Source organism: Anaerolineae bacterium, assembly GCA_025062375.1.
Taxonomy (GTDB): domain Bacteria; phylum Chloroflexota; class Anaerolineae; order SpSt-600; family SpSt-600; genus SpSt-600.
In genome coordinates this window covers 1-311 of sequence record JANXAG010000080.1, presented here as the reverse complement: position 1 = coordinate 311, position 311 = coordinate 1, and the positions used below count along the sequence as shown (strand labels likewise).

The window sequence follows — 311 nt, the reverse complement described above, 5'->3', positions numbered from 1 at the left end:
CCGGACTTGGCTCTAAGATTTGGAGCGGGAACTACAAGTTAGTGTACGGTACTCCAAGAAAACTTTGGGATCCAAGGGAGCCTGGAAAAGCCCTTTTTGAAGCATATGAAATAGAAGGAGAATTTGATGCTAAGGACATCAAATGGCGGCGAGCAAAGATGAAGGTTAAAGTTGAAGCTACTGGAGAGGTCACGACCATAGACGTCGAAGATTGGACTTTCTCTCTTTACGAAGGTGATAAACTATACTTTGAGGATGGCACGTTGCTTTTATCCTGTGAGTTTGCCGATAACGAGAAAGGTGGACAAGGA

The 311-nt window shown here is 44.4% G+C and carries 1 protein-coding gene; it reads left to right on the top strand.

Annotation, left to right across the window (positions count from 1 at the left end; genetic code table 11):
• Nucleotides 1–311, top strand: a 311-nt coding sequence (locus tag NZ653_10125) for a hypothetical protein (protein MCS7287473.1), incomplete at both ends; no start/stop codon positions are given.